The sequence below is a fragment of the Tigheibacillus halophilus genome, from assembly GCF_042683165.1.
GTDB lineage: Bacteria > Bacillota > Bacilli > Bacillales > Amphibacillaceae > Tigheibacillus > Tigheibacillus halophilus.
In genome coordinates this window covers 39,868-62,895 of sequence record NZ_JBHUIZ010000015.1, presented here as the reverse complement: position 1 = coordinate 62,895, position 23,028 = coordinate 39,868, and the positions used below count along the sequence as shown (strand labels likewise).

Below are 23,028 nucleotides of genomic sequence, written 5' to 3'. Positions count from 1 at the left end.
CATTAATTACCGCAGAAAATGTGTAACGCGGAGAATACGATCTTACAAACAGGCAGTACCTTGTTGGGAAATCCCGCTTGGGCAAGCAAGATCAGTGATTACCGTTTAGACAATTTCTCCCTTGCACCCGAGACAGCTAAAACACTTTATTAAGTTCCCATTCGATTAGTCTTTGCAGTGGCAACGCCATCATAAACGCAATGCACGGTCATTGCCATCCCTTTTAATGAGGTTTTGCAATGTTAAAGATTTATAATATGCACAAGAAATGTTGAAAAATACTAAAACTACTGCCGCGCTTTGTTTGCTGCTCGAAATAAAAAATTCAAATTTTTCATAAAAATGATACCTATAGCATACCTGGCATGTTATAATTCTCTTTAATAAATTAGGGAGGTACAAGTCCAATGGTAAAAAAGTAAAATGAGAAAATCTTATGTTACTTTTTTGGCTTTAGCATACACATGCAGATTTTCTCTTTCATGGAATTATTATTAATGGAATGAGGAGATATAACATGTTAAATAAATTAAGCGATACTATTTATTATTTATCCAATCAAGATGACAGGGAACGTCCAACATTGGGATTGGTATGTGGTAACCGATATAGTCTAATCATAGACCCTGGTAATTCAGCTCAACATGCTAAAGATTTTCAACTGGAAATTGAGAAACTAAATGTACCGCCGGTTAAATACGTGGTTATAACACATGCTCATTGGGACCATTTCCTAGGTATGAATGAATTTGATGCAACTGTTATCGTTAACAGTCAAACAAACGAAATAATAAAAGAATGGCAAAACTATTCCTATGATGACAGTTCACTGGAAAAGTACGTGAATACTAACCAGATGAACTCGATGTGCATGAAGATAATACGAGCTGATATACCGAACAGAGATAATTTCAAGTTGAAATCCCCAGAGATAGTCTTTGAAAATACATTAACTATCGATTTGGGAAATAAAATTTGCATGCTTGAAAAAATCAAAAGCACCCATACAGAAGACGCTACAATCGCTTATATACCTGATGAAAAAGTTGTTTTTTTAGGTGATTGTGCATATGGGACGACCACAAATTCTTTATTTCATTTTAAACAATCACAGTTATTGCCCATGATTAAAGATATTCAAAAATATGATGCTGACATGTTCCTGCTTGGGCATGAATCTATTTGCGATTCAGATGAAATGAATATATATTGGAATGAGTTAACAGCATCCAGTCAAGCTGTAAAATCTTCATCACTAGAGAAAGCTTTACAGTGTTTTAAGTTAGAAAATAAAAGAAACCCAAATGATAATGAATTATTCTTCATAAAAGCATTTGTGAATGACCATGTTATGCACTTAGATTAATCCTATATATTTCCACAGCAGCCATCTCCATTTAACATGAGATGGCTTTTCATGCACACTTTCTTTCATAACTACAATAATGCACTGTATATAAAAACAGTAACTCCCTGTACATAAACGATTGGAGTTACTGTTTATACATTGTATTGACATGGCTCCGGTTCACTGCACCTACAGTCATTCAGTCAGATCATCCTGATAACTAACCTGTCATTGCATTTTTCCAACCACACCTCGCTTGCCCATCTTTTACGCCTGGAAAAACCGTATAAAGGAACTGCTACATATATCATTATTTTAAAAAGAAGCCCCAGCATCATGAATGCTAGAGCCCCGTTTATTTACCAACACAGGAACACTGTTGTGCTACCCTTCGTTGGCCATTGGTGTGTCAGTTGTTTCTTTTTCTTTCGGAGAATCTGTTGCCAAATCCTCATCAGGCGGATAGGTGCGCTTTAGGAACAACGACAAAACAAACGCGATAGCAGCCAAAATGGTGGCAACAAAGAATGAATCGTTCATTCCCTCAATCAATGCCTGTTTATATGCCTGGCCGTAAATCATCTGTTGCCCGGCAGCACCCGCAGCATCGGCTGACATCCCCATCGCTCCCATCAGCTGGTGGACGAGATCTGAGAACTGTTGGTGCGTATGTTCTGATGTCATCTTGTTGCCGATCATTCCCATATGCGTTTTCGTCTGCGCCGTATAAATAGAAACCATCACAGCTGTCCCAACGGATCCAGCAACCTGCTGCAGCGTGTTAGCCATGGCAGTTCCGTGAGCACTTAGGCGCTGTGGAAGCTGGTTGAGGCCCGTTGTCATAATCGGCATCATCACACCGGCCAGTCCAACCATGCGAAGTGCATAAATGACCATGATGAACGAAAAAGATGTGGTCGCGGATAAATCATGCAATTCCCATGTTGTCCAAACAGTCAATGCCAAACCAACCAAAGCCAGTGGACGCGCTCCGATTTTATCGAACAATATCCCGGTAATCGGCTGAAAAATCCCCATCAGAATTGCACCTGGCAACAGAAGCAATCCGGATTCCAATGGAGTATACCCACGAATGGTCTGCATATAAATCGGAATCAGCAGCATAGCTGAAAACATCGCCATTACAGCAATGAGGCGGATAATGCTTGAAAGTGTAAACATATTGTACTTAAAAACGCGAAGTTCCAGCATTGGCTCATCTGCAACTAATTCACGCCAGATAAATAACAGAAGTGCAATCCCGCCGATGACAAACCAGAGAACAACCTTTGTTGCGCCCCAGCCATCATTTCCAGCTTCGCTGAATCCATACAGCAGTCCACCGAGAGCAATGGTAGAAAGAATGATCCCCGAAATATCGATCTTTGGATAGGTCAATTTCAGTACATTCTTCAATAGAAAATACGCCAAGATAATGTCAACAATGACAAATGGCAGCACGACGTAGAATAAGACACGCCATGAATAATGCTCCACAATCCAGCCGGAAAGCGTCGGGCCGATAGCTGGTGCAAACATGATTACAATACCGACCGTTCCCATCGCTGCGCCGCGTTTTTCGGGAGGAAAAATGGTTAAAAACACATTCATTAACAATGGCATCAGCATTCCTGCACCTGACGCCTGAACAATCCTTCCTAAAAGCAAAACGAAGAACGTCGGGGAAAAACTGCAAAGGATCGTACCAACCGCAAACAAGCCCATCGCAGTAATGAATATTTTCCTAGTAGAAAACGACCGCATCAAAAAGGCTGTTACGGGAATTAATACCCCATTGACAAGCATATATGCCGTTGTCAGCCATTGTGCAGTGCTGGCGGAAACATCGAAGTCTTCCATAATTTTCGGTACTGCGACATTTAACAGCGTCTGGTTTAAAATTGCCGCAAACGCCCCGAGCAGCATGACCGTCATCAGCGGACCTTTTTTAATCGCTCTGGGGTCTGAAACAGATTCATCCTCTTCTTTATTTACTCGCTGATTTTTATCATTCAAATCGTTTTCTACAGAAGGCTTATTTCTCCGCTCAGTCTTCCTGTAAAACGGCTCTTGCTCATCTTCCTGTTGTATTTCTTGTATCGTATTTTTCGCTGGATCATCGTCCATCAAGCGGTTCATTTCTTGTTGTTTCGCATGTGCCGCCTTTTTTTTACTTGATACACGCAGAGCAATATTGACCAAAACAAGCACAAGCAATGCAAATATAATGTATCCTGTCATCATGAAGGACATGCAGTCACCCTCCTATCGGTCAATCTTGACGTGTGCGTTAATTCCTGGAACAAGGCGAAGTCCTTTGTAATCGTCTATCGATATTTTGACTGGAATGACATTATCGTCATTATCCCCGCTGGATGGCAGCAGAGAAAACGTGTCTTTCGTAGCAAGACCAATCTGTTCTACCTTACCGGTCAGGGTTGTGTCATTATACGCATCCACGACAATGTCTACAGATTTACCAGTTTTCACATGGTCAATGTCGCTTTCATCAATATTGGCTGTAATCCACAAATCTTTTAAATCGAACGCCTGCGCCAATTTTGTACCCGCGCCGATCATCGCATTTTTCACGCCATCCTCTTTAACAATGGTTGCATCCTGTGGTATTGTAATAGCCTTCTTTGCGACACCATTTCCCGATGCAGCTTCTATTTCACCGATTTTTTCACCTTTTTCATATTTCTTACCTACAACGGCATCCCAATCAGACAGCTTCCCATCTGCTGGAGAACCTATCGTGATCATTTTTCCTTCGATTTTCGCATCATCGGTTTTCACATAATTGGCAGCTTGATAATAGAAATAGTAGCCTGCGATCCCGCCACCAATTAAAATGATTAATACGATGATATTAATCATGATCATTTTCTTAGCACTCATACACGCCATTCCCTTCATTTCCTTTTTGCTAAATTCCATATATATCATTGATGCAGAAAGTTTGCAGGCCATTTTCAATTTTTACCGTCAGGCCCATTTTAATTTCTGCATCAGGATTTTTTCATGTATACCATGTCATTTTGCCAATCTCCTATACTGCCAAATGCCATGCCCAAGTATTGCTATGCAGGAGACCTCTCTTGGCAATACGTTCATTGCGAGATTAGCAGATTACAAGTCGCAGCTGCCAAGCATTCACTTTTCTTCAGTAAACACAGCCTGTAAAACCACCTCTATACGGCGGACAACCGGCTCATAGGTTTGTATTTTCTTCAAATACAGTAATAACGATTGTATTAAAAATCCCCTCGGATGTGGTGCCTGCACTTCTTGCTGCAAACATGCAACCGCTGCGAGCAACTCTTCCCTGGTCTGTGCAGCCACTTGTGACTGTCGTATCTTGTTTTGAAGTTCTGTCAATAATTCACGGAACTGCTCAACAGGAGGTGCCGGCTCCATGCCTAACCCAAAGTGTTCGTAATCTGCCATTTCGCGTGATGTTAAAACAGGGGTTAAACCTGTTGAATGATCAATCATCCTTTCGAAGGCTTCCACGACAAAATATGCAACGCGATGAAAATCAATATCCTTATTCTCCTTTAAAGACAAGGAAGTATATTCCCGAACCACTCCCTGGAACATGATGGAAAAATCCCAAATATACGGTTTCACCTTGGTTCCATAAGCCTCTGTCAAGCACTCTTTATACCAATTCAACATGGTCATTTTTATTCGTCTGATCAGATGAATGATTTGTGTGTCATGCTGATCCGGAATGGTCTGCAGCAACATCGAGATAAAATGCTTGTTCTCCAAAAAACCCTCCATCTGTATCAGCATTTTCTTGATCAGCTTCTCTTTTGGGGATAACGTGGATTCCAAATTGACATTTAATGCATTTTGCAGCAATTTTTTATGACTCTGGTCAATGACCTGAATTAATAAATCTTCTTTGGAATCAAAAAACTTATATAATGTTCCCTTTGAAATGGCGCAGTTATCAGCAATTTCCTGTACTGAAGTGGAGAAATATCCTTTTTCTGAAAAAAGACGTATCGCTGACAGCATAATTTCTTTTCTTTTATCTATTTTCCATCGCCTCCCTCTGCGTCAAGTATGTACCTATTCATCTGACGTATCATCCCTGATTTCATGATATGACTAATTGGTCATTAAAGAACCCAAAAGTCAGGAATGCTATTTATTTTAATTGACCGGTTAGTTCTTGTCAATCGATATACATGTTTTTCAGCTATGATTATCGTGGCAGAATATTATTAATAAAAAGCAGGTGCCCCTTGCTTGGTATGCGTTTGTTTATATGTACTAAATAAAAACACAGATCGTGACCAGTTGGTTTTGTTAATTATTTTGCTTCACCGGGATATACCGAGATTGTTGCCGTTTGATGAAATAAAAAACCTCCCAATAAGCATCTTCGCGGCTCCTTGGGAGGTTCATATATTTACTGTTATACCTATTGATACAACTTAACAGGTGTCCCTTATTTAAAAGGCGATGCTGATTCGTTAATTGCTTTGATGAAATGGTTCAAGCTTTCGAATACTAAAATCCACTATTATTTTCACCTCTGCCTTTCATTATGGACGATGAAAATCGATCGTTTTCTGATCATCTCCCGTGCGCTCAAACCAGCCTCTAAAGGCCCAATTGTCATAGCCCCCATCACCTTCATTAACAAATGTTCCTTCGTCAAACACCCAAACTCCAAAGGTGACACCATCGTATTCTACCGTATCAAAGTATTGTACTCCTTGTAATTGATTGGAATTGTACCCTTGACTCAGATTCATCACCATTACATTGTGTTGCTGACCTGCTTCAAAGAACGCCTTTTCCATTGCTCCCTTGACAAAGCCACTTCGATTGTCAGCTGTTTTTTTAGCATCCGCAATAGCTTGTCCAATAGCAACGGGATCGACGGTTACATCTCCCCCAACCTCTGCTGCTTCTGCGGTACCATCAGAACCCCCTAAAGTCGGTAGAGCTAATGGCGTCGCTAATACAGCTAACCCTAATGCTGAGGTTACAACAGCTTGTTTCGCTTTTCTCATTCGATCTCCTCCTCTAGTAAAATGTGATTCTTAGAACCCTTTCCTTTTTTTTCCAAATTTAAAACTTTTACTGAAAAAATCCATCATATCTTGACTGTTTTAGCAGGTATACTTCATTCTATTATTTTAGAATCTGGTCCGATAGCTGAATAAGCGTAGTTCCTTATTCCAAAATTGTGCCTGTTTACAGCCTTCGGATTTGATCAGATGTATACCACAATCCAGCCCTTTTGTAGAACTACCCTATCATATTATTTTTCTTTTAACATGGAATATTTTCGATAAGATTTATAGAAGCTGCTGGCAAAAATAATAACCATAAATGCAGGTAACGACCTCAAAAGAACAAATGGCGTTTCAAATAAAAACGCTTTCCAAAACAATGCACCTTTCATACTCCACAGACCTTCCGTTAAATATAACCCTGAATCCTTGTAAAGCAAATAAGAAAAAATCAAACACATCATCCCTAACATACATGAATAACTCATTAATCTTTTATAGTAATTACCTTTGGATTGGCGATCCGAAAAGATTTCATTTTGATGATCGTCTTCTTTTTGCCAATACTGTATTCCACCAAGTCGGGTCCCTTTTACACAGTTCCAACCGAAATCCTCATATATTCCTTTATATTCCACGAACCTTTTCTTAGGTAAATAATCTTGATAGTCAAGCCGCACAACATATCTCTTGTTCGTTCTTTCGAAAGTGTATATTCCTAAACTACTAATATTTGTGCAGAGATAGCCTTTTTCTAACTGCTCATTCAGCCACTCCTCTTCCTTTTCAATATTAAAAAATACTTTAAGCCTCATCATTTGATTCATTCCCCTCGTACAAGGATAAAATGTGCAACAGCCTTTTTCGTTCCATTTCCAAAACAGCGTTTCCTTCCGCCGTTATCATATAAATTTTTCTTCGTCCGGAATTTCCAACAGGTTCAATCCAACTTTGCTTACTCAAATTTTCAATCGCGCCGTATAGTGTACCAGCTGCCAAAATAACAGTGCCATTACTTATCTTTTCAATCTTCTGCATGACGGCATAGCCGTGAAGCGGCTCACGTAAGGCTAATAAAATATAATGCATGGTTTCAGACAATGGCAATAATTTATGCTTCATACTCTCACCCTCTATTCAGTCTAACTATATAGTTCAACTTTATAACAGCATAATACAGTTCAACTGAATAGTCAATAACATTTTAAAAATCACAAAAGACATAAAGAAAAAACTTCAACACAAGGAAAAAAGCCGACTCCCAAAGAAATCGACTTTTTGTGATAATCTTATTTGGTTATCCAACCTGAATGATGCAATTGTTATTATGCAATCGCACCATGAATGAAATAAAACCTATTTAACTACAGCTCGTGCAAAGTACACGTTTTTATGTGCCTTTAAGTTCTCATTCAGTCCTGTCATATAGCGTTTTTCAATATCCATCGGGCTTAGATTCTCAACCAAATCCAATCCCAGTTTCGCCATTTTGGGTTGCATGCTAGTTGGATCAAAGCCTGTTTTCATTGGCTCTCCTAATTTGTTCATCATTTGTTCTTTCTTTAGTAAATCTGTGGAAGTGGTTTCCTCATGAAATTCATCAATGCTGAAGTAATCAAACACAACCATACTTCCAGAAGGAGCCACTTTAGATATATTATTTAATGTTTGATATCCTTCTTCCTTTGATAAGTACATTGTAACTCCTTGCCAGCTGAAAAAGCTTTTGGCCAAGGCGGAATAATTTGGTGATTCATTACGCGTGACATCGATACCTGCTACCTGGGCTTCCCCACGATCTGGGCGCGACAATGTGGTCAAGATTTTGACCACAGTTGATTTGCCCGCACCATTCGGACCAAGAAGTGCAAAAATAGTGCCGGTTTTTACAGAGAAAGATAATCCATTTAACGCACGTACGCCTCCACGATATGTTTTGGTTAAATTTGTCATGTGAATAGCTAACTTAGCATCGGAAGACGCTAAACGATATTTGTTCATTTCGTACCCCTTCCTGTCTCGATTATCTCTTAGCAGATGCAAACGTCTCGGCTGCGATACATAAATAATAGGAAAGACCTTGCTGTTGACTTTCAAACATTTTAAGATGAAAATCATCATTCAAAAAGAATCTTGTTTGCTTTTCAAAATCTGCAGCCGTTGTTTTATGACCGTGTGTATTCAAGAAATCAAGGTGCTGACCAATCAACTGTTGTACTTTTTTATCATCGACTCTTAATCCATCCTTTAGTGACTGAGCCATCCCGCCCATAAAACGCTTCGCCTCCATAGCGGATTCGTTCATGGATTGTACGTCAATTGGTTTTTCCACATGTAAATCGTAGCCGTATTTTTCATTCAGATACTCATATTGCTCAGATAATGCTTCCTTCCATTCCTCTTCACTTTCAAATCCTTTAAATAGTGCCGTTTTGTCCATAACTTCTCCTTTCCGCGTGTGCATGATCGATTCATCCAGTGTCTGAATAAGCTGTTCCAGCCTTTGTTTTCGTGCAAGAATCAGCTTTTTCTGCCCCGACAAGATCGACAACCGATCAGGCTGACCATCCAGCATTTCTTTGATTTTTTTGAGTGGAAAATCCAGTTCACGATAAAACAGGATTTCTTGGAGACGTTCGAGCTCTTTTATTCCATAAAGACGGTAGCCGGCTTCGCTCACCTTATAGGGCAATAACAGATCGATCTTATGATAATGATGCAATGTCTTGATCGTCACATTGGCCAATTGTGACATTTCCTTTACCGTGTACAACATTTTAACCACCTCATGAATGACTTTAAAACCTCCCCCAAGAGGAGAGTCAATAGTTACCTTAGCTTTTTTTATTCTTTTTCATCATACACATTTCATTGGCATTGAAAAATAATATGGCGTATCAGTAATAGAATAAGGTCAACCAGAAAATCAATTTCTGACTGACCTTGAGCATCATCATATTTCAATATAACCATCTGTGCTTCCCTGATCCTTTGTCCATCTTTCATTAGTTTAATAGTTTGATGGCATTTTCTACACCGGCCACTGGTTTGTAATCATCTTTTTCGTTTGCTGCTGATTGGGATCATCAAGCCTGTTTGTACGTAAGCCTTTGAGAAGTTCTTCAAATGAAGGTTAGTAAATAACTGCTAATTCATGAAAGGTCACGATAGCCTTTTTGTTGCATCCAGAAAAATATAAGAACTAAGACGACAGTATATCCCACTATCCATAAATAAACTAAACCGACCGTCGAAGCAATATATGGAACATCATTCCTTTCCATTAATGACATTAAGGAAGGAATAGGAGGCAGAATCCATACAATAAATCGCAGCATGTGCGGCAAAGTGTTGCTAAAACCGGCTGAAGCAATGGAGATAACCAATGCAAAACAAGCACCCAGCCAACCGATGCCTGTATTGTTGACTATGTTCCTGGTAAATAAAGCCGCCATTGAAACCGATAGAATGCCCAGAAAAAAATGATTAAGAAATCCAATGATTAATTTAGGCACAGAAAGATTTTCTTCAAACATGCCAAAAACCACGGGATATATTATGGAGCAGGCAGAGAGTACAATAACACATAAACCCATCGTAATATATTTGGATAAAAATATTTTCGCTCTGCTTTTCGCATGCAGGATCGTCAAATTCTGCTGATTAGGGTCTTCCGAATGAAAAAAACTTAGCGTAAACCAAGTCATAAGCAAAAACAAGTATATCGCTGTTACAGCTGTAGAACTCAATATATGATTTGACTTATAAGTGTAATTGGCAATGAGGGTGACCAAATAAATAGTTAATGGCGGGACAAAACGGAACGATCTCATATAGTCTAAAAAATAATAACTTATTAATGCTTTCATAAGACACGCTTCCTATATAAAGATTGAATGGAAATGCCATGTTGAATAAGTTCTAGTAAAAGATAATCACTGACAGACGGATTTACCTCTAATCGTACTGTATCCCCTTGATCCATTCGTTCTCTATTTATAATACCGTCTATTCCAATCAAGAAGTCAAGACTTTGACCCTTCGTATCCATTTCAATAATTATATGGAAAGCGGGCTTTTCAGCAGAGATATATTCCAATTGGCCTTGTTTACCATTCAAAGTAATTACCCTGTCAGCGATCCTGTTTAATAACTTTTTATCATGGCAAGTGAAAATGATCGTAAGGCCATTTGTTTTTAACCGATATAAAATGGATTCCAGATCATTTTGCGTTCTGAGATCAAGTCCCGAAAGTGGCTCGTCCAGTAAAAGGATATCTGGATTTGCCAATAAGGCCTGCATCATCCCAATTTTTTGCTTCATGCCTTTAGAAAAAGTATTGATGGCATTTCCCTGTTGATCCCTCATATTAAATTGTTTAAGCAAGTTTGACGTACGATGATGTAATTCGCTTTTTGCAATTCCCTGAATCCGACCCATATGATAAAGATATTGTTTCGCGGTAAAACGAATGTTATAAGGAAATTTTTCTGGTACATAGCCGATTACCATGTCCGATTTCATGTGTTTCACAAAACCATATGTAGGAGTTATAATTTCTGCAAGAATTTTCAGGAACGTACTTTTCCCTGCACCATTATCACCACGTATTGCAAGCGACTCACCTTCATTAATAGACAGGGTAAGGTTAGAAAATATACTAGTCGAACCAGGGTATGCTTTTGTTAATTCTTGCACTTCAATCAATGTGGTCACGAATATAGTCACTCCGTTCTGATCTAAGCAGCTTACTTTATTAAAAAAACTCACCCCTTTATGTAATATTGAAATAACGGCTTATTCAACAACCGTGGCCGCTAATTGTACATAAATCATTAAATTTAATAATGCTTCTTTTGAAACAATCCGCCATTCATTACTACAAGTTTGTCTATATATTCATTGATACCATTTCCTCTAATTCCGGTACAAGTGGATGTAGAGATAACTGGCATTCGTTTGTTTTATAATTTACAGTAACCTTTACAACTCATATCCATTATGACATCACGAGTCAAATCCGGGAGCATCAATTATATCTCCTTTAATGGGGTGAATTGTTGATTCAAATGTTTTCATTACTTTGCCTTCATTTAATCATGTTTTATCATCTTCTGCAATCGAGCGCATTAGTTGAAAAAGTTTTATTCCCATTGGTTCAATTTTCAATTTCAAATTTGTCCGCAACGGTAACTTTTCTGCTCCAACTTGCATACTTTTTCTAATACGATATTCACCATCTGTTAATTCATAATCTAAATTCTCAATAGTTACTTCCTGTTTGGAAATTTCTCCAGGTTTTAATTCAAGCACTTCCATATAAAAATCCAAATCATCCTTGTAGGGTATCTGAACCCAACCCCCATCTTGTAATTTATCAAGGTAAACTGAGTTATCATATACAGCTGTTTTTGTTCCTTTGTTATGTATTACCGTTTTCAATTTGTTAATTGGTAAAGAATATCTTTTTTTATTGATATAAATTCCAATATTCGTTTCCTGTTCAATAACTTTATTTGCTATATGGTCATATTTACTATCAACTTCCAAGTGTTCTGGCACTGAATTTTCGTTACTACCACTATCCTGGCATCCTATTAGAATAATAGATAATAGAAATATTTTTTTGTTTAAACAGGTTCTCCCCCTGTCACCTCGACAATATGACTCGTTTCTTTGGTATTGTATCTTAATCCTTATTCCAGATAAGCACCCGATTGTTTAATAAGACACCGTCATTGCTACTTCCAATCCTTTGCCAAAAGCCCATAGATGATTTCATCCTCATAGTGGTCATATAGCCATTCTGCCTGCCTTATTTTTCCTTCTTCAAGAAATCCAAAACGCTTTGGCAAAGCCTTACTTTTCAAATTTCCATCAGCGACGTAGGCCTCCATTCTGTTAAGTTCAAGATTCTTAAATCCATAATCTAGAATTTCCTTAAATGCTCTAGACATTATTCCTTTTCGTTGAAAGGGTTCACCAAGGAAATATCCTACCTCCCCAACACTATTGGATCTATCAATGTCATTAAAGCCAATGGTGCCTGCCAGTTTATCTTTAAATATAATAGCAAACCACATAGGGAATCCATTGTTTTCCACTAAGCTTTCTATTCTCAGCTTTAAACTTTTATCAGTGTCGTCTTTGCTTTCAACAGAAGCAACCCAAGTAAGCCATTTTTGAAGATGTTCTTTGGAATTCATTACTAAAGCATAAAACTCTTCACTGTCATTATTAGTGAACAACCTCAAAGAAACCTCTTCATCAACTTTATGCTCGAACAAAACCTCTACCCCCAAACCCTTAATCAAACGCTGCTTTTAATCTAATCCTTTTCCGGATCAGTGCGCCTAATAGCGCGCCAGTTAGCTGAATAACAAACATTGGTTAATGATACTTAAATCAGACAAACCATCCCTTTTCCTTACTCTTAGCTAAAAATACTTGCCCTTAGGCCAAGTCAGCACCAGGTGCTTTGGGGAAATTCAGACGTACAAGCCATGACTTTTTGGCAATTTTCTTACCAATTACGCAAATCAATTGCCCCCCTTATTATGAAGCTAACAATTAATGGTATGGAAGCAAATAATACGGTTCCAATTAAGCCATATAAAATAATCTTCCCCATACAAGACTCTCTTTCACAACCTGGCTAGATAAACGAATATTGTTATTAAACAATTGCGCCCGATATCAAATATCTATGTAAGCTTTTATTTTTCAAATGGAAGTTGGGGTTTTTCGTCCTGATATATGGAATATGTCCATTCACCGTTTTCCATTTTCGAACATTGTTCGTCACTACAAGAAAAAATATAGGTTTGCTTATCGGTTCTGACGCTCACACCAAAATAATATGGGAAACCGCCGCCTTTCTTCTTATCAATTCCAGTATCGATAGCAATCACTTTTTCTTTATTCGCTATCCTTTTATAATCCTCGCTCTCAATTGTTTTTTGAACCATTTCACTTAAAACCGTTTTTTCATCAGGTGATGGCTCATACCATTGATCAACCAGTAACCACTTCCCCAAGATAAATAAATTCACAGCAACACTAAAAATCAATAGGATCAAAATGATTTTAAATTTCAACTACTTTCCCCCTTTTGGGTACCTCTTTAGTACCACAATGGCATAACTGTACGATACGAACACCATCACTTATAAGTAATCGCGCTCGGATCGTATTGCAACATGGGCTTACTCTTTTTCATTAACTTTTAACCGTTTTGCATTTATAAAAAATGCAGTTCCAATTATGAATACACCCAATGAAATATACGTTGCTATCCCTGAATAACTGTCATCAAATATAGTCATACTTGCTAATTGAACAAAATATATTATCACCAGTGAGAGATACAGCCCGTTAATATATTTCACTTATAACCCTCCTCACTAATCAAACTAACTCGATTCAGGCACGATAAAGTCCAACAAATGCACCCGATCACTGAATATAAGAAACAACACTGCCTCCAAAAAATAAAACAGAGTATTGGCAGCAAAATACTGAAACTGTTACAAACTATACCAGATATTGCAACCTATCTGCCTTCCTGATCCAAATGTTTTATTTCCACCAGACAAATAATTCCAAGGAACAATCCTACAATAGCAAGTACGAATCCCATAGATGATACTAGCGCGATGGAGCAAATTCCAAGAACTAAAGAAACAATTGCTTTTCCATTTGTCACAATTTCTTTTGAAACCTCAGAATGGGTCATTTTATTTCCTTCCATTTTATTCCATAATGTTCATTATCCATAAAAAGTCGCGGGTTCTCGTTTCTTCATCGCGCCCGATTCCACATGCAGGAAGCAGATTTTTCTTCCAGATCCAACTGCGAAAGCTTTTGAATCAGACTCAATTTTGTGGTAATATTAGGGAAATTTATAACAAGAAAATTCATAAAAGAGTGAAATTTTTCTCATGAAACGATGTGATGTAGTGCACTTAGTTATGCAGCACTGATTTTTGGCTTAACGTCTTTACTGTTTTTATTACCCCTTGCAATTCCCAAAGGTATTACGGTTACTTTGACACTACTCTCGATAATCGGTTTATTGTTGTCAATGTATGGACTAATGAAAAAAAACGAGAAAAAATTAATCGCAAGTATTGCTTTTGTTGCCTCTCTATGGCTACCTGGTTTTATGGTGTATATGTCATGGATAATGGTCTAAGAGTATCCACAAAAGCCTTCCTTCATTTACAGGAAGGCTTTTTATTTACAGGCATCATGTTCCTCCATAAAATGATTATTTGCGAATACGATTATTCAATTACCCCGAATCCTATGCTTATTATACAACATAGGAAGTGGAATATCGATACGACATAGGAAATGCTAATTGGATATCTCTTACCTGTAATTGCGCCCTATAACGAAAGAATAGTAAACACTTAAAACTGTTAATTTCACCATTCATAATTCATCTTCAAAAATGCAACATGACTGCCGTCCACATCCTTTTGCATGAATGTATTAACAGATACAAAACCCACTCTTATCAACTACTTGCTGTGACAATCTCCAAACCAACTGCCCCCATCAATAGTGGGGTGATTTGAATTTCATTTAATTTTTTCGTTACTTTTAAGAACTCCCGGAATTTATCATCGTCCATTTCTACTTCTCCGTTTCATCAAAAAGGGACTAACATAATCGTTAATCCCTTTTGTTATAATTATTTTTCGTTTAAAGGATGCTTTCAATTTCTTTCAGAAGTTCGTAAGCTCCCTCTTCTTCGTTAGAGCACACTATAATTACCGTTCCAGTATCAGGGTAATATACTTCACGGAAATTCGCTCCCGGATCATATCCCATTTGAATATATTTAACTACCTCTTTATCAGCATTTAATTCCATATAGCCGCCATAGCCATAATAAATATCGTCTTCTGCAGCAACTGCTACACGCGGTTTTAATAACATTTGCGTCATCTCTTTTGACAACAGTTGATTCCCCATTAAAGCTTCCCAAAATTTGCTCCTGTCTTCAACCGTCGTATAAGCGCCCCCATCTGGTGTGCCTTTTGCGGGCAAGGAGTAAATGTTTGTTTTCCAACTACCCTTTGGATCCTCAATATAACCAAGTGCTGTCCGTTCAGGTAAACGGTCTGCCTCAAAGTATCCCGAATCCATCATGCCTGCTTTGCGGAAAATGTTTTCCTCCACAAATGCTGCAAAATCACACTTAGCCACATGTTCTATAATAAGGCCCAGCAGTATATAACCAGTGTTGTTGTACTCAAAATGACTATTGATGCTTGCTTGCATTTTTTCATACTGAAACATTGGCAAGAAATCTTTTGGAGAACGAACATGATACATTGGGTGGGATTTCCATAATAACTCAAAATCACTCATTAGCTCTTCATTAAAGTAGTCATATACACCTGATGTATGAGTCAGCAGGTGGTGAATAGTGATGTTATTGTCAAAATAAGGAAATGCTGTATCAAGGCGGTCCTTTAATTTTGAATCAAAAGAAAGCTTTCCATTCTCTACTAACATACAAATAGCTACTGCCGTATATATTTTACAGCCAGAAGCAATCGCAAACCTTGTATTCACTTGATTATCGATTTTCTCCGAGCGATTGGCGAAACCATTACTCCCCTTTAGAATTCCATTTCCTCTTTGAGCGTAATACGCTCCTGAAAATTGATGTTTTGCCTGTACTTCTTTCAAGTAATTCAATTTGTTTTCTTTATTCATTATAATTCCTCCTGAATTCCTTTTTTGTAATTTTCCTTCTAAAGGAATTCAGTTAGTTTGTTCACACCATGTAACGGATCATCCGATCCCCTCCTATTAGTCAAATAATTAAATACATTATATACTATTGTTACTTACATAAGCATTTGCCATCAGTTGAAAAATCAAAGCAATGGGAAATAGTTATTGATAAGCCCCAAAATGATGTAGTCAAACCCAAGCCCAATGTCTACAATGTTTACAGTATGAAGGTAAAACGTATTGATGATGAAAATCTTAAAGTAAAAAGGTACTATTGCTTAATTAATTATTAGATTAATCTACATCTGACATGATAATCTGAATGTATCAACACTTAGGGGATGGTGTAAATGACCAATTGGAATGCGACACTTTATGATAACAAGCACAAGTTTGTTTCAAATTTTGGTGAAGGTCTTGTTTCCCTCCTAAATCCACAAAAGGGTGAACATATTTTAGATGTTGGTTGTGGTACAGGAGATTTAGCTTATGATATTTCAAAAAGTGGAGCCACTGTTACTGGCATTGACGCTGCACAATCCATGATTGAATCTGCCAAAGAAAAGTATCCTAATATCCATTTTCGTGTGCAAGACGGCGAACAATTTTCTTTTGACCCTCAATTCCATGCGGTGTTCTCAAATGCTGCCATTCACTGGATGAAAAATCAGCAGAAGGTTGTTCAAAATTGCTATGATGTTCTTCTTCCCAATGGTCGTTTTGTGGCTGAATTAGGTGGAGCTAATAATATCCAATCTATTATTGATCCTATAAAAGAGGCTTCTGATCGTCTATCAATTCCATACGATACTACTTTATTTCCATGGGTATTTCCAACAAAAGAGGAAATGACAGAGCATCTTATCAATGTTGGTTTTAATGCGATAACAATCGAGCATTATGAACGACCAACACCTTTAGTTGGAGAAGATGGTATTCGTAATTGGCTTGAAATGTTCAGTAACAATATGTTCAAAAACCTTACAAACGATGAAAAAGAAGCAATTTATAGCGAATGTGAGCGTATTTTACTCCCTCAACTTTATAAAGAAAATGGTTGGGTTGCAGATTATTGGCGCATTCGTTTTATTGCCCAAAAGCCTTAATGAACAGCAGCTTAGATACTCTCTCCATATATCTAAGCTGCTGTTCATTTTTTATATATAGTGACACATGCTTGTATAAACTGGTCAAATAAAGGATGTACGTATTTAGTATAAACGAATGTGGCAGATCGAATATCATCATCTATTTGAGGAATTTGCGCAAACAGTTCCCCCTTTTCTACCTCCTCTGCAATGAATGGTTGAGGACCTACAATCATAACAGGTTCATTTGCAATCACCGTTGTTAGAAGCTCTCTAGGTGAAGGAACCTTTGATAATCCGATATCAATTTGTTGTCGAAAAACAGCCTCACCAATTTCATTTGATGGTAAGATTTCAATTTGAGTAATTACATCCGGTTGAAGTTGTTTAAAACGCTGAATGATAAGGGGATGCGTAGAATTTGCAATTTGAGGAGCTACCCCTAAAGAAACCTTTTGGGAATATCCGGCTTGAAATGCATTCATTTCTTGGACTATTTGCTCTTCAAACTCTACTAATTGCAGTGCCCGTGGTAAAAAATAATGGCCATTTGCATTTAAAATAACTCGTTTTTGAACCCGATCAACAATTGGATATGCAATACTTTTTCGAGTTTTTGAATTTGCTTTGTAATAGCCGATTGTGTCATCATCATTTCTTCCGCAACTTCTCGAAAATTCTCCTTCTTCGCTGCCAATAGGAATGTTTTTAGTAGCTCTATTTCCATATTTTTTTCCACCTTTATAATTTGCAATCTCAATCAGATTAGATCATTTAATATACCTTAATTATTGAATAGGCTTAAATATTTTAACATAAGTATCCAATTTTACTTGGTTGGTGTTATTCAAGAAAATGACCCGATAACGGCATAATTTTGTGCGACAATTGCGCCCTTTTCTTGAATAAAAACTTATAACTATATTAAATTAAAATAATAAAGGTATGAATTATTGATGACGCTTATCTATATTAATATTTTCTTAGTTATTTTAATCCTAACTTTGCACATAATTGATACAAAAAATACAACCCATGAAACTGTTCTTGATTACGTTTATTTAAATGCTGTTGGCACTCCTCGACAATGCTTTTTACCCCTTCAATATCGTATTCCTCCAAATTTCTAATAGTTTTTTTTAATTGAATAATTTCGTGTGAATACACAGCGTTTTGCGTAAGCTTCATTAACAAAATTTTAATAAACTGATATGAATTAAAATAGCGATAATTATTATCACCTCTCTTTGAATGAACATATCCTTCCTTCTCCCAATATCGAAGAGTTGATGCTGGTATATTGGTCTGAAGTGACACTTCTCCGATAGTCATAGAGTTTTCATGCGCCAAGTTTTCCCGATAATTATTCACCTGTTCAATAATAATTTTGTCTTCATAATTAGCTACTTGTGCTTTATTTATTATCCAAAGCGCAGCGTCTAGTTCTTTTCGTTGCAACTTTTTTAGAACAGCTGATGTTATTTCCATTCCAAACCCAGGAGACATAGCTACAATACACTCAAAATAGGCTACATGTTCCTCTGTAAATATCCTATAACCAGTAAATGACCGTTCAGGTTTCGGTACAATCCCTCTTTCTTCATAACTTCTTAAAGAGCTTGTACTAATATTTAACTTTTTAGCAATATCTATAGGTCTTATTTTTTTCAATGAGTACACTCCAATATGACAACTGTACTTATGTGTAAAGTTTATCAAATAAAGCATTGTAAATACAGCCATTTTTCTAAAAACTTTAGAATTGGCTTTAATGTTGTAAGCTTGATTTGTAAGATGAAAAATATGGAGGGATTCATATGACAACAGTAAATGTTCAACCGCAGATGACGATCTATGAGTTGGGAGAAGTGCTGTCTACTTATATAAAAGAACGGTGGAAAAAAGTACTGAACGGGAATATCAAAGATCTTGAACAGCTATTCCCGGAATATGAAGATGCAACATACGGCATGTATTTAGATAAACTTATTCCACCAATATGGAAACTAGTAAAAGAAAATGGTTTTCGCTCTACAGAAAAAACGAAAGTAGATGACTTTGTTATTGGAGAGTGTCTACACTTTAGAAATTCAATGGAAAAGGCTAAGTGAGGCACATCTCATCATGAAAAACGTGTTTTTTGGATTGTGATTGAAAATCAGCATAAAGATAAGATAGGAACACTACTGTTTGAGCTATCTCATTCACATATCGACTTTAATTTGCCAGCGCCGCCAAGGTTACTGCCTTTAAAAGAAATTAATCGAAAAGAAATCGTTAAAAAAATTATTCAACTAGAAGAGAACTTGTCTTGATAAGATGAACCACTTAGCCTTTAAGAATTATGCCTTCTAATAAGAAATAGATTCATGAAAATTACCCGTCGACACAAACTTTTATGGAATCTAACTTTTTCAGCCTTATAAAAGCTTCTTAGACACGAATCCAATTATTTTTTCACGAATACTTAAAAGAAAAGGAGGAACTGCATGATGATAACAATCAATGAATTTGAACTGCCTGACATAGATTCAGGTCCTTATGGAATAACCGCTGGAAATGATGGTGCGCTATGGTTTACACAGCATAAAGCCAATCAAATTGGACGAATGACGGTTAATAGCGAAGTCACTCATTTCGCTGTTCCTACACCCGATGCAAGTGTGCTGTCTATAATTTCCACATTCCAGGGTGATGTATGGTTTACGGAAAATAAGGCTAATAAAATTGGAAAATTGAAAGCAACAACAGGTGAAATCATCGAATATGTTCTGCCATGCCCGGATTCAGCACCTTTTGGAATAGCGGAAGGACACAATGGCGACATGTGGTTTACGGAAATGAACGGAAATAGAATAGGACGGATTTTACCATCAGGTGAAATGATCGAGTATGATTTACCGAATCCAGGTTCCTTCCCCTCTTTTATTGCTGCTGGGCCGGATGATGCCATTTGGTTTACGGAGAATCAAAGCAATCAAATTGGACGAATTACAATTTCTGGAGACGTAACGAATTACCTTTTGCCTACAAAAGACTCTTGCCCTGTAGGTATTACAAGTGGACCTGACAACGCCCTCTGGTTCGCTGAAATTAACGGAAATAAAATCGGACGGATCACTCCTACTGGAACAATAAGTGAATTTACCATCCCCACTGAAAATGCTCGCCCACACGCAATAGTGACAGGCCCAGATCGTGCTTTATGGTTCACCGAGTGGGGAAGCAATCAAATTGGACGGATTACCATGAAAGGTGAAATGACGGAATATCTAATTCCCACACAAAATGCGGAGCCACACGGAATTGTATTAGGACCCGACGGTGCCATTTGGTTCGCTGAGGAATGCAATAAGATAGGCAGGCTAAGTTTATTATAAGAATCCTGAAAGGAAGTAGATTTCTATGGCATCAAATAACCAGCTTGGGCCAAACCCTGACGATAAATATCCAATTAAAGGAAATCAAGTGGTTCAATTTATTAAAAATACTATTACCAGACCAAACATTATTGCAGGTGAGTACTCCTATTACGATGCAAGAAATGGTGAATCCTTTGAAAATCAAGTTTTATATCACTATGAGTTCTTCGTAGACCAGCTTATTATTGGGAAATTTTGCGCTATAGCACCCGGTGTAACATTCATTATGAATGGTGCTAATCATAGAATGGATGGCTTCTCAACCTACCCATTCAATATATTTGGAAACGGCTGGGAAAAATATACGCCAACATTAAATCAGCTTCCGTTTAAAGGTGATACCATAATTGAAAATGATGTTTGGATTGGGATGGATACTGTTATTTTGCCTGGAATAAAAATAGGAAACGGTGCAATTATAGCAGCCAAATCAGTGATCACACAAAATGTGGAACCTTACACGATCGTTGGAGGAAATCCTGCAAAAAAACTTAGAAATCGTTTCTCAGAAGAAATGATTAACGAATTACTGGAAATTAAATGGTGGGATTTCGATATTGATATAATTTCTAATCATATTGATATGATCGTAAATGGAGAGATAGAGAATCTAAGAAATTTAAAGAGTAAAATTTGAAAAGTAACAGTTTCTTAGAATAATACCTGTTGTATTTAATGATTTCCAATGGACTTTAAGGGAGGAATACGAATGGCTCCGTTTATCCTTTTGATTGGATCATTCCTGACTTTTCGCTTACTTGGTTTTTTCGGACTGTCTTATTTGGATGGCTGGGAAACTTCTTTACGATTCGCTGTTGCTTTAATGTTTTTATTCACCGCAGCTGCTCATTGGGGTAAGAGACGTCCCGATCTTATCAAAATGGTACCTCCGGCTCTGCCAAAACAAGGTCTCATCGTGACTATTACTGGAATATTCGAAATCTTTAGCGCCATAGGCCTGTTGATTCCTATCACTTCAAGTATTGCTTCATTCGGTTTAGCATTCTTACTTATTGTTATGTTCCCAGCTAACATTCGCGCTGCACGAAAAGGGATAAACATTGGTGGAAAACCAAGTACACCTATTTTTCCTCGAACAATTTTACAAATCATATTTTTTACAGCTGTTATTTTTGCCGGATTGCAGTAATAGACTAGCAATGCATTTTCACCCATTAAAAACATATACAAATGCATCATATTCACCTTTTAGAAAGTTTCTTTTATTATTTATTACATTACTATAGTCCATTTCAAAATAATACATCGCTTTACTCAAAGTATCGTAGAAGAATGGTACAAATTCTAAGTCTTTAAATAAGTACACTTCTATTTGCCTGTTGTTATTACGATGGGCTTCAAATATTCGATGATTCCCATTTATACAATAAGGCTTACCCTCTGTTAAATGGTGGCTTTGAATTACCATTACAGGATTTTTATGATTGGTTTTTATATTACTTGTATCTTTATTTATGTTACCTCCATCAACAGAAGCTATAATTTTGGATGGCTCAAAAATTACAGGCTTAATACTCTTTTCCCCTATAAGTGAGGTAGCACCACCTATATCTAGAGCGTACTCAAAGACCCCTATTGGGAACTCGGCATATAAGGAAAACGTTTCCTGCCCAATTGGATGGACTACCGGATACATCTCATCCATAAGAGACTGGATGACAAATTCACTCCACTTAGAAGCCACCACTGCACCATATTTTGATTTATTTTCCATTTCCTGAATACGTGTAGAAAAATGTTTTAGTGGATTAAAATATCTTGATTCTTTTTCGTAGTAATCAATCTTACTTTTGACCATAGCGTTCCCCAATTCCTTTCCCCTTACTTTTCCTCGTTAAAAAAATATAGCTTGTTAAAATGATACAGATTAGCAGCATCAAGTGAAACAAGGTATGAATTGTATTCGGTACTATTCCGTTCATAACAGGCAAGAAAGAATGCGTATTTCCGAACATAATATTGAACCTTTCTATTTTTTCTTCCGTACCTGTTCCGAAGAAGTATGGAATCCACCACGACATGATTGCGCCCAACAAAATACATGCAGGATGAACGATCAGCCAAATTTTTACCAAAAGGGGATATCTCCTTCCCATAAACAAGAGTATCCCCCCCAATATAAGTAATATTTGAACTACGCCAATCAGAGTTGTCACCACTATTTCATTGAGTGATTCTATTGAAGCAATAGCTTCAACATCATTTAATGCTCCCAACGGAACCAAATCTTGCACAATCATAAATAGCAATATAAAGACATATGCCAAAACTAGAAACTTCTCGGATAAATGAATATCTCTTTTCATACACCACTCTCCAATCGAATGATTTTAAGTACTTTATGGCAATTGCATTT

Annotated in this window: 26 protein-coding genes and 1 pseudogene; 6 read left to right on the top strand and 21 right to left on the bottom strand. The window is 37.3% G+C overall.

What is annotated here, in order from left to right; translation table 11 throughout:
- Positions 1-517: 517 nt before the first annotated feature.
- Positions 518-1,366: an MBL fold metallo-hydrolase gene (locus ACFSMW_RS16260; RefSeq protein ID WP_390357350.1), complete on the top strand. Its 849-nt coding sequence runs from the start codon at positions 518-520 to the stop codon at positions 1,364-1,366.
- A 366-nt stretch (positions 1,367-1,732) separates the two neighbouring features.
- Here the strand turns inward: ACFSMW_RS16260 and ACFSMW_RS16255 are convergent, their stop codons facing one another.
- The 16 genes from ACFSMW_RS16255 to ACFSMW_RS16180 form a co-directional block, all read right to left on the bottom strand.
- Entirely contained in the window at positions 1,733-3,601 is a 1,869-nt protein-coding gene (locus ACFSMW_RS16255; protein ID WP_390357349.1) for a DHA2 family efflux MFS transporter permease subunit, read from the bottom strand.
- A gap of 12 nt (positions 3,602-3,613) precedes the next feature.
- Positions 3,614-4,249, bottom strand: a complete 636-nt coding sequence (locus ACFSMW_RS16250; protein ID WP_390357348.1) for an HlyD family secretion protein — start codon at positions 4,247-4,249, stop codon at positions 3,614-3,616.
- Between the two features lie 255 nt (positions 4,250-4,504).
- A complete protein-coding gene (locus ACFSMW_RS16245; protein WP_390357347.1) occupies positions 4,505-5,377 on the bottom strand; it encodes a TetR/AcrR family transcriptional regulator in 873 nt (290 codons plus the stop codon).
- Positions 5,378-5,910: 533 nt separating this feature from the next.
- Positions 5,911-6,384, bottom strand: a complete 474-nt coding sequence (locus ACFSMW_RS16240) for a stress protein (protein WP_390357345.1) — start codon at positions 6,382-6,384, stop codon at positions 5,911-5,913.
- Positions 6,385-6,635: 251 nt separating this feature from the next.
- Positions 6,636-7,205 (bottom strand): DUF2812 domain-containing protein, encoded by a 570-nt coding sequence (locus tag ACFSMW_RS16235; protein WP_390357344.1) that lies wholly within the window; start codon positions 7,203-7,205, stop codon positions 6,636-6,638.
- The gene (locus ACFSMW_RS16230; RefSeq protein WP_390357343.1) at positions 7,192-7,509 is read right to left on the bottom strand and encodes a PadR family transcriptional regulator; all 318 of its coding nucleotides are present in this window, start codon (positions 7,507-7,509) and stop codon (positions 7,192-7,194) included. The genes ACFSMW_RS16235 and ACFSMW_RS16230 overlap by 14 nt, the downstream gene beginning before the upstream one ends.
- Before the next feature lie 234 nt (positions 7,510-7,743).
- Entirely contained in the window at positions 7,744-8,388 is a 645-nt protein-coding gene (locus ACFSMW_RS16225) for an ATP-binding cassette domain-containing protein (RefSeq protein ID WP_390357342.1), read from the bottom strand.
- Between the two features lie 22 nt (positions 8,389-8,410).
- Positions 8,411-9,163, bottom strand: a complete 753-nt coding sequence (locus tag ACFSMW_RS16220) for a MerR family transcriptional regulator (RefSeq protein WP_390357341.1) — start codon at positions 9,161-9,163, stop codon at positions 8,411-8,413.
- A gap of 376 nt (positions 9,164-9,539) precedes the next feature.
- Positions 9,540-10,256, bottom strand: coding sequence for an ABC transporter permease (locus ACFSMW_RS16215; protein WP_390357340.1), 717 nt, complete (start codon positions 10,254-10,256; stop codon positions 9,540-9,542).
- On the bottom strand, positions 10,253-11,104 hold the full coding sequence (locus ACFSMW_RS16210) for an ATP-binding cassette domain-containing protein (RefSeq protein WP_390357339.1): 852 nt from the start codon (positions 11,102-11,104) through the stop codon (positions 10,253-10,255). Before ACFSMW_RS16210 ends, ACFSMW_RS16215 begins: the two co-directional genes overlap by 4 nt.
- 381 nt (positions 11,105-11,485) lie before the next feature.
- On the bottom strand, positions 11,486-11,938 hold the full coding sequence (locus ACFSMW_RS16205; protein ID WP_390357338.1) for an immunoglobulin-like domain-containing protein: 453 nt from the start codon (positions 11,936-11,938) through the stop codon (positions 11,486-11,488).
- A 191-nt stretch (positions 11,939-12,129) separates the two neighbouring features.
- A complete protein-coding gene (locus ACFSMW_RS16200) occupies positions 12,130-12,675 on the bottom strand; it encodes a GNAT family N-acetyltransferase (protein WP_390357337.1) in 546 nt (181 codons plus the stop codon).
- Between the two features lie 429 nt (positions 12,676-13,104).
- Positions 13,105-13,485 (bottom strand): hypothetical protein, encoded by a 381-nt coding sequence (locus ACFSMW_RS16195; protein ID WP_390357336.1) that lies wholly within the window; start codon positions 13,483-13,485, stop codon positions 13,105-13,107.
- A 108-nt stretch (positions 13,486-13,593) separates the two neighbouring features.
- Complete coding sequence (locus ACFSMW_RS16190; RefSeq protein WP_390357335.1) at positions 13,594-13,776, bottom strand: hypothetical protein; 183 nt, start codon at positions 13,774-13,776, stop codon at positions 13,594-13,596.
- A gap of 164 nt (positions 13,777-13,940) precedes the next feature.
- Positions 13,941-14,123, bottom strand: coding sequence for a DUF4190 domain-containing protein (locus ACFSMW_RS16185; protein WP_390357334.1), 183 nt, complete (start codon positions 14,121-14,123; stop codon positions 13,941-13,943).
- Positions 14,124-15,097: 974 nt separating this feature from the next.
- Positions 15,098-16,093 carry a serine hydrolase domain-containing protein gene (locus ACFSMW_RS16180; RefSeq protein WP_390357333.1) on the bottom strand — a complete coding sequence of 332 codons (996 nt, stop codon included), beginning with the start codon at positions 16,091-16,093 and terminating at the stop codon, positions 15,098-15,100.
- Between the two features lie 398 nt (positions 16,094-16,491).
- On the opposite strand from ACFSMW_RS16180, the gene ACFSMW_RS16175 reads away from it, so the two are divergent.
- Positions 16,492-17,247 carry a methyltransferase domain-containing protein gene (locus ACFSMW_RS16175; RefSeq protein ID WP_390357332.1) on the top strand — a complete coding sequence of 252 codons (756 nt, stop codon included), beginning with the start codon at positions 16,492-16,494 and terminating at the stop codon, positions 17,245-17,247.
- Between the two features lie 44 nt (positions 17,248-17,291).
- Here the strand turns inward: ACFSMW_RS16175 and ACFSMW_RS16170 are convergent, their stop codons facing one another.
- The 3 genes from ACFSMW_RS16170 to ACFSMW_RS16160 form a co-directional block, all read right to left on the bottom strand.
- Entirely contained in the window at positions 17,292-17,714 is a 423-nt protein-coding gene (locus ACFSMW_RS16170; RefSeq protein WP_390357331.1) for a LysR substrate-binding domain-containing protein, read from the bottom strand.
- Between the two features lie 71 nt (positions 17,715-17,785).
- The gene (locus ACFSMW_RS16165) at positions 17,786-17,956 is read right to left on the bottom strand and encodes a LysR family transcriptional regulator (protein ID WP_390357330.1); all 171 of its coding nucleotides are present in this window, start codon (positions 17,954-17,956) and stop codon (positions 17,786-17,788) included.
- A 260-nt stretch (positions 17,957-18,216) separates the two neighbouring features.
- On the bottom strand, positions 18,217-18,900 hold the full coding sequence (locus ACFSMW_RS16160) for a MerR family DNA-binding transcriptional regulator (RefSeq protein ID WP_390357329.1): 684 nt from the start codon (positions 18,898-18,900) through the stop codon (positions 18,217-18,219).
- Positions 18,901-19,046: 146 nt separating this feature from the next.
- Here ACFSMW_RS16160 and ACFSMW_RS16155 point away from each other — a divergent pair.
- The 4 genes and pseudogenes from ACFSMW_RS16155 to ACFSMW_RS16140 all read left to right on the top strand — a co-directional run bounded on the left by ACFSMW_RS16155 (position 19,047) and on the right by ACFSMW_RS16140 (position 21,801).
- Positions 19,047-19,544 (top strand): annotated as a pseudogene (locus ACFSMW_RS16155) (DUF6022 family protein).
- 174 nt (positions 19,545-19,718) lie between these two features.
- Positions 19,719-20,609: a Vgb family protein gene (locus ACFSMW_RS16150; RefSeq protein ID WP_390357328.1), complete on the top strand. Its 891-nt coding sequence runs from the start codon at positions 19,719-19,721 to the stop codon at positions 20,607-20,609.
- 25 nt (positions 20,610-20,634) lie between these two features.
- On the top strand, positions 20,635-21,288 hold the full coding sequence (locus tag ACFSMW_RS16145; protein ID WP_390357327.1) for a Vat family streptogramin A O-acetyltransferase: 654 nt from the start codon (positions 20,635-20,637) through the stop codon (positions 21,286-21,288).
- Between the two features lie 72 nt (positions 21,289-21,360).
- Positions 21,361-21,801, top strand: coding sequence for a DoxX family protein (locus ACFSMW_RS16140; protein ID WP_390357326.1), 441 nt, complete (start codon positions 21,361-21,363; stop codon positions 21,799-21,801).
- 18 nt (positions 21,802-21,819) lie between these two features.
- Here ACFSMW_RS16140 and ACFSMW_RS16135 read toward each other — a convergent pair whose 3' ends face one another.
- Both ACFSMW_RS16135 and ACFSMW_RS16130 read right to left on the bottom strand, forming a co-directional pair.
- Positions 21,820-22,482 (bottom strand): hypothetical protein, encoded by a 663-nt coding sequence (locus tag ACFSMW_RS16135; protein WP_390357325.1) that lies wholly within the window; start codon positions 22,480-22,482, stop codon positions 21,820-21,822.
- Positions 22,457-22,978 (bottom strand): hypothetical protein, encoded by a 522-nt coding sequence (locus tag ACFSMW_RS16130; protein WP_390357324.1) that lies wholly within the window; start codon positions 22,976-22,978, stop codon positions 22,457-22,459. Before ACFSMW_RS16130 ends, ACFSMW_RS16135 begins: the two co-directional genes overlap by 26 nt.
- Between the last annotated feature and the right edge of the window lie 50 nt (positions 22,979-23,028).

What these genes read in the sequence shown, in the direction of transcription:
- ACFSMW_RS16235 (WP_390357344.1), bottom strand. Translation starts at nt 7,205, where the DNA reads ATGATGAGGCTTAAAGTATTTTTTAATATTGAAAAGGAAGAGGAGTGG.
- ACFSMW_RS16185 (WP_390357334.1), bottom strand. Translation starts at nt 14,123, where the DNA reads ATGACCCATTCTGAGGTTTCAAAAGAAATTGTGACAAATGGAAAAGCA.
- ACFSMW_RS16165 (WP_390357330.1), bottom strand. Translation starts at nt 17,956, where the DNA reads ATGGAAATAGAGCTACTAAAAACATTCCTATTGGCAGCGAAGAAGGAG.
- ACFSMW_RS16150 (WP_390357328.1), top strand. Translation starts at nt 19,719, where the DNA reads ATGATGATAACAATCAATGAATTTGAACTGCCTGACATAGATTCAGGT.
- ACFSMW_RS16140 (WP_390357326.1), top strand. Translation starts at nt 21,361, where the DNA reads ATGGCTCCGTTTATCCTTTTGATTGGATCATTCCTGACTTTTCGCTTA.
- ACFSMW_RS16145 (WP_390357327.1), top strand. Translation starts at nt 20,635, where the DNA reads ATGGCATCAAATAACCAGCTTGGGCCAAACCCTGACGATAAATATCCA.
- ACFSMW_RS16225 (WP_390357342.1), bottom strand. Translation starts at nt 8,388, where the DNA reads ATGAACAAATATCGTTTAGCGTCTTCCGATGCTAAGTTAGCTATTCAC.
- ACFSMW_RS16215 (WP_390357340.1), bottom strand. Translation starts at nt 10,256, where the DNA reads ATGAAAGCATTAATAAGTTATTATTTTTTAGACTATATGAGATCGTTC.
- ACFSMW_RS16255 (WP_390357349.1), bottom strand. Translation starts at nt 3,601, where the DNA reads ATGTCCTTCATGATGACAGGATACATTATATTTGCATTGCTTGTGCTT.
- ACFSMW_RS16250 (WP_390357348.1), bottom strand. Translation starts at nt 4,249, where the DNA reads ATGAGTGCTAAGAAAATGATCATGATTAATATCATCGTATTAATCATT.
- ACFSMW_RS16130 (WP_390357324.1), bottom strand. Translation starts at nt 22,978, where the DNA reads ATGAAAAGAGATATTCATTTATCCGAGAAGTTTCTAGTTTTGGCATAT.
- ACFSMW_RS16260 (WP_390357350.1), top strand. Translation starts at nt 518, where the DNA reads ATGTTAAATAAATTAAGCGATACTATTTATTATTTATCCAATCAAGAT.
- ACFSMW_RS16175 (WP_390357332.1), top strand. Translation starts at nt 16,492, where the DNA reads ATGACCAATTGGAATGCGACACTTTATGATAACAAGCACAAGTTTGTT.
- ACFSMW_RS16220 (WP_390357341.1), bottom strand. Translation starts at nt 9,163, where the DNA reads ATGTTGTACACGGTAAAGGAAATGTCACAATTGGCCAATGTGACGATC.
- ACFSMW_RS16170 (WP_390357331.1), bottom strand. Translation starts at nt 17,714, where the DNA reads ATGAATGCATTTCAAGCCGGATATTCCCAAAAGGTTTCTTTAGGGGTA.
- ACFSMW_RS16240 (WP_390357345.1), bottom strand. Translation starts at nt 6,384, where the DNA reads ATGAGAAAAGCGAAACAAGCTGTTGTAACCTCAGCATTAGGGTTAGCT.
- ACFSMW_RS16245 (WP_390357347.1), bottom strand. Translation starts at nt 5,377, where the DNA reads ATGCTGTCAGCGATACGTCTTTTTTCAGAAAAAGGATATTTCTCCACT.
- ACFSMW_RS16230 (WP_390357343.1), bottom strand. Translation starts at nt 7,509, where the DNA reads ATGAAGCATAAATTATTGCCATTGTCTGAAACCATGCATTATATTTTA.